Raw genomic sequence first — 9,333 nt, 5'->3', positions numbered from 1 at the left:
CCCCGTAGCCCACGCCCTGCATCATGCCGGACAGGTGCGAGGCCGTGTGCCCGTCGCGGGTCCGCAGCATGATCATGGTCAATGCCACGGCAGTGAGGCTTCCCTGCCCCAGCCCCAGCAGCCCGGTCCACACCCAGATGAGATCGAGCGGGCCGAAGATGCTGAGGGCAAAGCCGCTGCCGGTCATCAGCGCCACCACAGCGTTGATGCCCCGCTGGTCCCAGAGTTTCGCGGCGAGGGCCGGGGCGAACAGGGAACCCAGCATCTGCAGCACGATGCAAACGGACACCATCACTCCCGCGGTGCCGCCGTCCACGCCGCGTTCCCGCAGGATCGGAGCGAGCCAGGCAAACACGCTGAAGGACATCATGGCCTGCAGCAGCATGAAGATCGTGACCTGCCACGCCACCGCCGATCGCCAGACGTTGAGGCCGTCTTTGACGGCCCCGCTCTGGGCCGGGTGCCCGGCCAGCGCCACGGGCAGGAAGAGAAAAAGTACGACGGCGGCGGGCAACGCCCAGAACCACAGCGCCGCAGTCCACTCCCCCGTTGCCGTGAACACGGGGTAGGTGAACCCGGCTCCGAGCGCGGCGGAGGCGCAGATCGCGGTGGTGTACAGCCCGCCCATCAGCCCAGCCGGTGCGGGAAGTCACGCTTCACCAGCCCCGGAAGCAGGACGTTGCAGAGCGCGATCGCAGCTCCGCAAGCCGCCGTACCCACCAGCAGTGCAGGGAGATGCCCCGCTCCCGGCAGCAGCCCACCGGCGTCAGCGGGCCGCAGCAGCAATCCTCCTGTCAGGACAGTCATCGCGCCGAGCAGCACCCGCTCAGGACCAAAACGCCTTGACAGGACCGGAGCCAGCGGAGCAAAGATGCCCAGGAGGGTGACCGGCACCGTCGTGAGCACTACGACGGCCCAGCCCGGCAGGCCGGCGTCGGCCATGATCTCCGGAAGGACTGCGGCGAAACTGGAAAAAACCGTGCGGAGGTTCAGGCCGATGAGCACCAGGCAGAGGCCCAGGTAGGCCAGTGCGCGCCTGTTGTTCACCGGCGGCGCAGGTGCCGCGTCGGCAGACGCCTGGACGTTCGTCGTGGCGTCGACCTGGAAATCCTGCCCGTCGGTGGGCTTCGCTGTTGTCACCTGACCCATTGTGTCAGTCCCCTCCTGCATCCTCGCCCCGGACGTTTATCCACATACGCAACTGCTGGGCTGGCTGCCGGCTGGTGGGTTCTGCGCCAGCGGAGTGGGGGTGATCATGCTGTTAACGTGCGACTGGCTCTTCGGCTGAACCCGCTTCGCTCTGCCTTTCAGGCGCCGGCAGGGCGTCCCTTATTCTGGAAGGGATGAGCGAATCCCCAGAATCCCCCCAGCCTCCGCATGTCCCGCGCCCGGTGACGCCCGGAACCCAGGCATCGTTTGGCACCTATGGCGGCAGGCCCGTGAGCTTTGTGCGCCGCGGTACCCGTCTGCAGGGACGGCGGCAAACGGCGTGGGAAGAGCACTCGGAGCGGTGGGCCCTGGATGTGCCCCGGCACGTCGCCAACACCTCGGTCCACCCTGACTATACGTTCGACGCCGAGGCAGAATTCGGCCGCACGGCGCCGCTGATCGTCGAGATCGGGTCAGGGCTGGGCGACGCGATCTGCCATGCCGCCGAACAGAATCCGGACACGGATTTCCTGGCCGTGGAGGTCTACACCCCGGGCCTGGCGAACACCATCATCAAGATCAACAGCCGCGGCCTGGGCAATGTGAGGGTTGTGGAGGCCAACGCCCCTGAAGTCCTCGCCACCATGCTCCCGGCCGGATCGGTCAGCGAATTGTGGATCTTCTTTCCCGATCCCTGGCACAAGTCACGGCACCACAAACGCCGGCTCATCCAGCCGGAGTTTGCCCAGCTCGCCGCCCGGGCACTCAGGCCGGGCGGTCTCTGGCGGATTGCCACTGACTGGTCCAACTATGCCGTCCATGTCCGCGACGTCCTGGCGGATTCGGAGGACTTCGAAAACCTTCACACCGGCGAACGCCATGGCCCGGAAAGCCCCCTCACGCAGGTCTGGCAGTCCGGCGTCGAGTCCCTGGTGGGCGGTGCGCCCGTCCGCGAGGGCCGGGCGCCCGTCAGCACGGAGCACACCGGCCCCAACGAGGGCGTGGATGAAACCGGCGGCTGGGCGCCACGCTTCGAGGGCCGGATCCGCACCAGCTTCGAAGCCAAAGCCCACGAGGCGGGCCGGCTGATTTTCGACCTCTGCTACCGCCGGCGCTGACCGGAACCCGCGTCAGGCAACGCTGATGGAAGCCACAATCTCCTTGAGCATGCCCAACCGCGGCTCGATCTCCGGGTTCACATAGGGCCAGATCACGAGGACCCCTATGAAGCGGTTGTTCTCCCAGACGCCCACAGGGGCCGCAATCCGGGCGTCGCCCGCGTGGTCGGTGAAGCCCACCACGACGGCGTACGACGCTTTGCCGGGGAGGTTTAGTTCGCCTTCAGTCAGGATGGTCCCGCTGCGTTCCTCGATATAGAACTCGGACATCAGGTGCGCCCAGCCGTTGGCCTGTGGCGCGTCGGTGACCGAGGTGTCATCCTTGACGACCGTTACCAGGATTCCTCCCAGCAGGGCGTACTGCTCGCTGTTGGGTCCGGCTGCGGAGTCCTCCATGACCTGGGTGTGTTCGGGAAAGTCTGCCGTGTATCCCAAGGGGGATTCGATGTGCACTGACATGGTTGCTCCTTAGCAGTAAGTCTTTGGTGGGGCTGGCTGACGTTGGTGCCGGAAGTTGCTCCGGGAGGGGGTCAGAGCCTTTCGAGCTTGGTGTCGTTGGCGACCTTCACGTAGGTGGACACGTTGGTGGTGGCCTGGTTCTCGGTCTTGAACTCCACGTCCACCACCTTGCTGCTGAAGCCGGCCGTGTTGGATGCCGTAGCCACGCTGTTGATCTGCACTGTGGCAGAGCCGGCTTCGTAGAGCTTGGCGGCGTCAGCAGCGGCGCCTGCGTCATTTCCGAGCGCCACGTTCCGCATGTAGCTGTCAACGAGGGGCTTGTTCTCCGTGTTGTAGTCCACCTCGATCTTCACACTGCTCTGCGTGCCGACGGTGACCTCAGAGTCCATCGTGTACGGCTTGACCTCAGGCCCGACAGACACGCCTGTCGCCACGGTGCCGTCCATGGACAGCGAAACCTTTTCGAGGTTGCTGTCCTTGTCGAAGCTCATCTCCACGCCGCCCTTGCCCGAAGCCTCAAAGACCTGGCCGTCGAGGTTCAGTTTGCCCTTAGCGGACACTTCTGCACTGGCAGTGGCGGAGCCATCCGTCATATTCCGCTCGTAGGCGAGGTCCAGTTGAGCGGAGCCGGAGGCAGGCCCGCCTTCGCCCTCTGCCTTGAAGCTCAGCGTTCCCTTGAGTTTGTCATCCTGGCCGGTGGAGCCGTTGTCCTTCGCGGCGTCGTTGACCGTGTCCATGATGTAGCCCGGCGTATTGCCCAAAGCATCCTTGACCTCGCCGGCACTGTCCGGCGGAAGGTCGCTGTACATCTGTTCGCGGGCCGCCATGGCTTCTTCAACACTGCCGAATTCGTACTCGCGGGAAGCTTCGCCGGACAGTGTGATTCCAGCCGTGCCGGTGGGGTCGTTGACACCCAGCCCCAGGTTTCCGTGGACCTTCAGGGTGGCTGAGCCATCGGCGTTCTCCACCAACTTGGTACCAACCCCTGCATCGCCGTGGGCCCAGGCAACACGGAGGTCGAGGGTCGCCTTGCTCGTCTCCGTCAGGACGGGGGTGTCCTCCGCCATGAGTTCACGGAGGTGCTGTGCGGCCTGGTCCTGGGCGGCCTCCGGGATCCCGCCGTCCATGTCCATGAGGTCATCGGCGAAGGGACCGTCCTCACCTTCGCCTTCGATCAGGTACTGGCGGTCCTCCTCGGACAGGCCGGCCCACCACTTGGCCTGTTCCTCCGGGGTGGCCTTGAGGTTATCCTTGACGCTCTGTTCCAGCTCCTGCCGGTGGGCTTCGGCCGCGGCGGCCTGCTGTGCCATTCCTTCGAGCCAGGACAAACCTTTATTGCCCAGGTCCACAAATTTACCCAGGACGCTGGTGGATCCGCCGCCCCCGGACTTGTCCGAGGCCTTTTCCTGCTCATCGGCATGCTGGAGGAGCAGCATGGAGTTGTGGCGGAGACTGGACACCACGCGTTCCAGGCTGGGGCGGTAGCTTCCGTTCCAGTCCTGGCGGAAACGCGCCCCATCGGCCCCTCTCCACGGCGCGGACTGTATCTGGCCCTGCAGGGAGCTGGCCCGGCTGCTGAGCAGCGTAGCTGCCGTGTCAACAGCCTTGGCCAGCTCGCGCAGCTGGCTCGTATCCGCGCCGTAAAAAGTCATCGTGTCTCCCCCGGAGATTCATAGGTGTTCAAGGTCTATCGCCGAACATATCGTCGCACGGTGGCCGGCGGCCCGCGATGGGGAACACTGCCCATGCCCACGTTTGCCTCTGCGCCATTCCGTGCCGGCTCCGGTCTGTTCGATGCGGGCTCCACGTGGGACGATGGTGGCTCGCACGGGCACACAATCCGCGCGTCCACGAACAGGCACAAAGGAAACCCGCCATCAAAAGAGAACTGAAGCAGGCCGCGGACGCGGCGGAGGGCATCACCAACTCCCGCACCTTGGAGTTGTTGGCACGGGCGGGATTCGCGGCGAGCGGCGTCCTGCACTTTTTGGTGGGGGCCATCGCCATCCGTCTCGCCATGGGCGGATCGGGGAACGCCGATTTCAGTGGGGCTGTCTCCGAGCTTGCCAGCCAGCCTGCCGGGCCGTTCCTTCTGTGGGCCAGCTTCGCGGCCTGCGTGGCCCTGGCCCTTTGGCAGGCCAGCGACGCGATCTTCGATTACAACCGGCTGCCCACCAAGGAAAAAGCGGGCAAGAAGGCCAAAGCTGCAGCCCAGGCACTGGTGTTCGCCGGACTGGCCCTCACCCTGGTCAGCTTCGCCATGGGCACCGGCTCCGGCGGGGATAACCGTCAATCCGCGAGCGACCTGACGGCGAACGTTATCAAAGCCCCGGGCGGCGTGGCATTGCTGGTCCTGATCGGCGTGGGCATCGCCGTCACCGGGGTCATCTACGCCGTGCGGGGCTTCAGGAAGTCCTTCGAGAAGAACCTGACGATGCCAGCCTCCCCCAAAGCGCGCACTGCCGTGACCGTCCTGGGAGTGGCCGGCTATGTCGCCAAGGGCATCGTCCTGCTGCTGACCGGCCTGCTGATTGCCATTGCCACGCTTCGCGCCCATCCGGAGGAGTCCACCGGCCTGGACGGAGGCCTCCGGGCGCTCCGCGACCAACCGTTCGGGCCTTACCTGCTCGCCGCTGTTGGTGCAGGACTGATCTGCTACGGGCTGTTCATGATGGTGCGGGCGCGCCTGGCCAACATGAACAAGTAACCCGGGGCCACACCAGAGGCCGGGGCTTCACTGTCCCGGCGTCCGGGCGGCGCGGGCGCACGGCGGTTCAGGGAACCGTGATGACAGCGACTGCTTTCTGCCCCTCGTCCCGGAGTTCCACACTGGCAATGCTCGCAAGCTGCACCGGAGTGGCCCCGGTGACCCTGATCCGGCCGCTCGGCGTAGCGGTCCAGGCGCAGGCGCGGTCCTCCCCGCCGTCGCGGTCGCGGACCCACAGCGAGTAGGTTCCGTCCAAGGGCATGCTGCTTCCGTTCACGGCCAGCTCCGTCCCCCACGTTTTCCGAGCCAGATCGACGCTGAAGCGCAGGCCGCTTTCGGCCTGCACCGAGTAGCTGGCGTCCGGCTGCGGCGGCCGGTTCAGGAGCGGGGCCACGCCAATTCCCAAGGCGAGGCAAGCGGCGGCGACGGCACCCACCAGAGCCGTCCACCGGCGTCGAACTTTACGACGGCGGGCGGCCAGTTCGTCAAGCACCCTGCGCGGCACGGATCCACCCGGTTCGATGGGTGCGGCGGGGCGCATGCCTCCGGTCAGGGCCACGGCGTCCGGCACCGGAAGCGCGTCCAGCAGGGCAGGCAGGCGCTCCAGCCCGGCAAGTTCTTCCTGGCAGTCGGCACACTCCTGAAGATGTTCTTCGAAGCGGCGCAGGTCAGCGGCGTCGAGCCCGCCGAGAACGTAGGCGCCCAGCAGCTGATGCAGATCCGGGGCGTTCACCGTTCCACCCCCATTTCGTCCAGAATCGTCCGCAGCGCCCGGACGGCGTAGTACGCCCGGGACTTCACGGTTCCGGCAGGGACGTTCAGCTGCACCGCGGCCTCGTTCACGGTGAAGCGGCGGTAGTGGAGGGCCACGAGGACGTCGCGGTGTTCGGTGCTGAGCCGGAGCAGCGCTTCCTCCATCAGGACGCGGTTGAGCAGTTCGTCCACGCGTTCGACGGCGTCCGCCGGGTCAAGGAACTCCCTCCCCAGGGCCTCGGCCGGGCGTCGCTGGGCCTTCCGGTAGTTGTCGATCATGATGTTCCGCGCGGTCCTGAACAGGTAGCTGCGCAGGCTTCCGGTGATGTCCGGGGCCTGCTGCCAGACGCGGAGCACGGTCTCCTGGACCACGTCCTCGGCCAGCTGCGGGTCACGGGACGCGCTGAGGACGAAGCGGCGCAGGGCGGGGCCGTGCTCGCGGTAGATCGCGGCCACCACGTCCTCGTCCAGCGGCATGACCGCCCCTCCCGTTCCCACTCATCACCGCCGGCCCCAAAGCAACACTGTCCGGGGGCCAGCGCATCCCTGCCGATACAAACGTCTGCGCAGGGAAAACGGTTCACTGTGAACCATTGTTCTCCCGCACGCGTCGTATCGGTTAGCGTCCGGTGATCCGACGCCGGGCACGAGCCAAGGAGTGTTTACGTGAAAAAGCATCTGGGCATCGGACTTGCTGCGCTGGCCCTTGCGGCCGCGCTTTCCGGCTGCGGCGGCAGCCCGGGAACCACCACAACGAGCTCCGCGGCCACCTCCGCCTCGCCCACAACGGGTGCGTCGGCATCCGCCACGCCCGGCTCCGCGTCGCCCACTGCGGCAGCCGCCGTCGACCTCAAAACGGCATCTTCAAGCGCCGGCACCATCGTGGTTGACGCCGCCGGGATGAGCGTCTATTACTTCACCAAGGACGTGAAGGATTCGGGCACCAGCGCCTGCACGGCAGCGTGCCTGACCGCCTGGCCGCCGGTCCTGACCACCGCGGCAGCGCCCACCGCTGAAGGCGTCACCGGAATGCTGGGCACCATCACGACGCCGGACGGGGCGAAGCAGGTGACCCTTAACGGCCTGCCGCTCTACTACTTCGCCCAGGACAAAAATCCGGGCGACATCCTCGGGCAGGGCGTGAACAGCGTCTGGTACCTGGCGGGCCCAACCGGCGACATGATCCGGACGGCCGCATCAGGATACTGAGGCGTGCTTTCACGCCCTGGCTGGGCGCATTGACCCGCCGCTGAGGCGCCCTCCTGAGCCTGCTGTCCTGCGGGCGGGCTTACTCCCGCTGACTTCCGGCGCAGGCTGCCGCCGCTGGCTATTCGCCGGGCGCCGGCGAAGCGGGCGGGGTGACCGGAAGCGGCAGTAAGGGCTGCTGGCCCGGGAGGCTGGGCGCCGCCTCGTCCAGCGGGCCGCCGTTGACGGGCCCGCCGTTGAGGGGTCCGCCGTGTCCCGGCGTAACGGCGCCCGGGGCGTCGGCGCCCGGTACCAGGTTTCCCGGTCCCAGGTTGTCCGGCAGGGTGATCCCCGACGGCGGAACAGTCCCCGGCGTCGCCGTCGCTGGAGCTGCCGGCCCGCCCTTGGCGGTACCGGGTTCAGGCGAGGTCGCAGGCCCGGCGTCTGGCCCGGAGACCGCGGGTGCGCCGGGGACCGGCGCAGTTGCGGTACCGCCCGGCTGAGTGGGACCGGTCGACGGCGTCTGGCCGGCCTTGTCCGATGATGCTCCGCCCGTCCCGGACACGAAGGACGTGACGGCATAGTTCAGTGCGCCGATGGTATCGCGGATGCCCTGATCGGACGCCACGGCAACCGCTCCGCCCGCTGCCAGCGACACGGCCACGGAGAGGGTGGTCAGGGTGATCCGTCGCTTGGCCCGGCGCCGGGCGGCAAGCTCGTCAACCGGAACCGCCGCGGGGGCATCAGCCCGAACAGCGGCAGCGTCTCCGGGAGCCGGAACAGCAGCGCCAGCGATCGTGGGCATGGCGTCAGTCCGGGCGACCGCCGCCACAGCAGCCAGCCTCCGGGGTGCGCGCCCTGCCGGGACCATCAGTGAGGCGACCGCTTCGGAGGGGACGGGCTGTCCCGCCGACAGGGAGCGGAGCTCAAGCAGGGCAGTGCGGAGGCCGCCGTCGTCGTCCATCCCGGCGTCTCGCAGCAGCCGGTCAACGGCCGCGCCGTCCTGGAAGCCGCCGCCCTGGAAGCCGGCGTCGGAGCCTGCAGCGCTGCCGGGGCCGGCAGTGTTGCTCGGGGAGCCTGCGGTGTCACTCATGATGTGCCTGGTTTCGTCGTAGCGTCTGGTCCTTGAGATTTTGCAGCGCCCGGCGCTGCAACTGCTTGATGGCGCCTTGGGACTTGCCCATGATGCCGGCCACCTGCTCGATGGACAGGTCAGCCACCACCCGCAGCGCCAGGACTTCACGGTGGTCGTCGGCGAGGCCGTCAAGCAGGGCCGCTGCTCCCCCGTGCTGCCCCACCACGTGGTCTTCGGCGGACGCGGTACTCCGGGCGTCGTGCAGGGGGTCGTAGGGCGAAAAGTCCGGGCGTCGTTCCACCCGCCGGTAGTGGTCCACCATCCGCGCATGGGCGATGGAAAAGAGCAGCGACTTGGCGCCGGGCAAGCCGCCCGTCAGGTCACCGATCTTGGGGAAGAAGGCCAGGAACACGTCCTGGGTGACAGCCTCGGGATCATCCACGCCGCGCGCCCGGAGGTAGCCAAGGACGGCGCCGGAGTAGGCACGGTAGGCAGCGCTGAACAGCACAGCCGGATCAGATTCGGCTGTGCCTTCCAATATCCGGATGTCTTCGTCGGCCAAGGTGTCAGTCACCGGCGGCTCCTCCATCCCGGGCAGCGGACGCGCTCATCCCGGTCTCCGGCGCGGCGTGTTCCGCTGCTGTGGGTCTGCTGGCTGGCGGCCATGTGGACTGCGGGATCCGGTCCATGGAGCCGGATTACCGCAGTCCACACTAGCTGGGCAGGTGTCAGCGGGCCGAAACGTCAGGCACGTCGACGCCGGGGACGGCGGGTACAGCCGGCACGGCAGGAACAGCGGGAACAACGGGGACGGCCGGTACGCCATCAACACTGGGAACTGCGGGAACGGCCGGAACTGCGGGCAGCGTGGGAGCGTCGGCTTCGAC

At 67.4% G+C, this 9,333-nt stretch carries 9 protein-coding genes and 1 pseudogene; 3 read left to right on the top strand and 7 right to left on the bottom strand.

Annotated features, from left to right (window positions below):
* Nucleotides 1–1,149: pseudogene (locus DBR22_RS07045) on the bottom strand (MFS transporter); the annotation flags it as partial.
* 194 nt (nt 1,150–1,343) lie between these two features.
* Here DBR22_RS07045 and trmB point away from each other — a divergent pair.
* Nucleotides 1,344–2,267: a tRNA (guanosine(46)-N7)-methyltransferase TrmB gene (gene trmB, locus DBR22_RS07040; protein ID WP_108598417.1), complete on the top strand. Its 924-nt coding sequence runs from the start codon at nt 1,344–1,346 to the stop codon at nt 2,265–2,267.
* A gap of 12 nt (nt 2,268–2,279) precedes the next feature.
* On the opposite strand, the gene DBR22_RS07035 is transcribed toward trmB, so the two are convergent.
* Together DBR22_RS07035 and DBR22_RS07030 are read right to left on the bottom strand one after the other, a co-directional pair.
* Nucleotides 2,280–2,726, bottom strand: a complete 447-nt coding sequence (locus tag DBR22_RS07035) for a hypothetical protein (RefSeq protein ID WP_108598416.1) — start codon at nt 2,724–2,726, stop codon at nt 2,280–2,282.
* Between the two features lie 71 nt (nt 2,727–2,797).
* Nucleotides 2,798–4,378: a WXG100 family type VII secretion target gene (locus tag DBR22_RS07030; protein WP_108598415.1), complete on the bottom strand. Its 1,581-nt coding sequence runs from the start codon at nt 4,376–4,378 to the stop codon at nt 2,798–2,800.
* Between the two features lie 236 nt (nt 4,379–4,614).
* On the opposite strand from DBR22_RS07030, the gene DBR22_RS07025 reads away from it, so the two are divergent.
* Nucleotides 4,615–5,433: a DUF1206 domain-containing protein gene (locus DBR22_RS07025; protein ID WP_258229075.1), complete on the top strand. Its 819-nt coding sequence runs from the start codon at nt 4,615–4,617 to the stop codon at nt 5,431–5,433.
* 67 nt (nt 5,434–5,500) lie between these two features.
* Here the strand turns inward: DBR22_RS07025 and DBR22_RS07020 are convergent, their stop codons facing one another.
* Together DBR22_RS07020 and DBR22_RS07015 are read right to left on the bottom strand one after the other, a co-directional pair.
* A complete protein-coding gene (locus DBR22_RS07020; protein WP_108598413.1) occupies nt 5,501–6,166 on the bottom strand; it encodes a zf-HC2 domain-containing protein in 666 nt (221 codons plus the stop codon).
* Nucleotides 6,163–6,663, bottom strand: coding sequence for a sigma-70 family RNA polymerase sigma factor (locus DBR22_RS07015; RefSeq protein WP_108598412.1), 501 nt, complete (start codon nt 6,661–6,663; stop codon nt 6,163–6,165). The genes DBR22_RS07020 and DBR22_RS07015 overlap by 4 nt, the downstream gene beginning before the upstream one ends.
* A gap of 189 nt (nt 6,664–6,852) precedes the next feature.
* Between DBR22_RS07015 and DBR22_RS07010 the strand changes: the two genes are divergently transcribed.
* Complete coding sequence (locus tag DBR22_RS07010; RefSeq protein ID WP_108598411.1) at nt 6,853–7,395, top strand: COG4315 family predicted lipoprotein; 543 nt, start codon at nt 6,853–6,855, stop codon at nt 7,393–7,395.
* A 118-nt stretch (nt 7,396–7,513) separates the two neighbouring features.
* Here the strand turns inward: DBR22_RS07010 and DBR22_RS07005 are convergent, their stop codons facing one another.
* Nucleotides 7,514–8,464: a hypothetical protein gene (locus DBR22_RS07005; protein WP_108598410.1), complete on the bottom strand. Its 951-nt coding sequence runs from the start codon at nt 8,462–8,464 to the stop codon at nt 7,514–7,516.
* Nucleotides 8,457–9,020 carry an RNA polymerase sigma factor gene (locus tag DBR22_RS07000; protein WP_375134921.1) on the bottom strand — a complete coding sequence of 188 codons (564 nt, stop codon included), beginning with the start codon at nt 9,018–9,020 and terminating at the stop codon, nt 8,457–8,459. The genes DBR22_RS07005 and DBR22_RS07000 overlap by 8 nt, the downstream gene beginning before the upstream one ends.
* Between the last annotated feature and the right edge of the window lie 313 nt (nt 9,021–9,333).

It is taken from the genome of Arthrobacter sp. HMWF013 (genome assembly GCF_003061105.1).
GTDB lineage: Bacteria > Actinomycetota > Actinomycetes > Actinomycetales > Micrococcaceae > Arthrobacter.
This window is presented reverse-complemented; position numbering and strand designations above follow the sequence as displayed.

What these genes read in the sequence shown, in the direction of transcription:
- DBR22_RS07030 (WP_108598415.1), bottom strand. Translation starts at nt 4,378, where the DNA reads ATGACTTTTTACGGCGCGGATACGAGCCAGCTGCGCGAGCTGGCCAAG.
- DBR22_RS07015 (WP_108598412.1), bottom strand. Translation starts at nt 6,663, where the DNA reads ATGCCGCTGGACGAGGACGTGGTGGCCGCGATCTACCGCGAGCACGGC.
- trmB (WP_108598417.1), top strand. Translation starts at nt 1,344, where the DNA reads ATGAGCGAATCCCCAGAATCCCCCCAGCCTCCGCATGTCCCGCGCCCG.
- DBR22_RS07005 (WP_108598410.1), bottom strand. Translation starts at nt 8,464, where the DNA reads ATGAGTGACACCGCAGGCTCCCCGAGCAACACTGCCGGCCCCGGCAGC.
- DBR22_RS07035 (WP_108598416.1), bottom strand. Translation starts at nt 2,726, where the DNA reads ATGTCAGTGCACATCGAATCCCCCTTGGGATACACGGCAGACTTTCCC.